Source organism: Promicromonospora kroppenstedtii DSM 19349 (assembly GCF_000515355.1).
Taxonomy (GTDB): Bacteria; Actinomycetota; Actinomycetes; order Actinomycetales; family Cellulomonadaceae; genus Promicromonospora; species Promicromonospora kroppenstedtii.
The window spans coordinates 68,227-68,788 of sequence record NZ_KI911634.1 but is presented as its reverse complement, the minus strand read 5'-3'; the positions used below and the strand labels follow the sequence as shown (position 1 = coordinate 68,788).

The window sequence follows — 562 nt, the reverse complement described above, 5'->3', positions numbered from 1 at the left end:
CGGCCGCCGTCGGCCGCGCCGCGCTGGGCCGCCTCGAACGCGCCGAGCTGGACGGGTTCTGGGTGCACGTCGACGCCGACGTGCTCGACCCCACGGTCATGCCGGCCGTCGACAGCCCCGACCCCGGCGGGCTCGACCGGCCGGAGGTGCTGGAGCTGCTGACGGTCCTGTGCGCGTCCCCGCGCTGCGTGGGGCTGCAGCTCACGGTCTTCGACCCCGACCTCGACCCGGACGGCGCGCTGGCCGCGAGCCTGGCGGACCTCCTGGTGGACGTCCTCGGCTGAGGCTCAGGCGGCCCCGGGCACCCCGACCAGGCGCACCGCCGGGCTCGGCACCAGGCCTACGAGCTCCAGGAGCGAGCGGTTGAGCTGGGCGATGGACTCGCCGAGCTCGCTCACGGGCGGGGCCTCGGGGTCGAACGCGAGCATGCACAGGACGCCGAAGATCTGCCGCCAGCCGACCGTCATCAGGTACACGACTCCCAGCGGAAGGTCGTCGCCCATCCCGGGGTTGGCCCGCAGGAGCAGCCGCCGGTACACGTCGAGCTGCGGCGCCAGGTCGG

Annotated in this window: 2 protein-coding genes; one reads left to right on the top strand and one right to left on the bottom strand. The window is 75.1% G+C overall.

The genetic code is table 11. The features are described 5' to 3' along the window. A partial coding sequence (locus PROKR_RS06760) for an arginase family protein (protein ID WP_211240049.1) occupies positions 1–284 on the top strand: 284 nt, incomplete at its 5' end. Between the two features lie 3 nt (positions 285–287). Here PROKR_RS06760 and PROKR_RS34125 read toward each other — a convergent pair. Beyond that, on the bottom strand, positions 288–562 hold a 275-nt coding region (locus tag PROKR_RS34125; RefSeq protein ID WP_036960977.1), incomplete at its 5' end, for a hypothetical protein.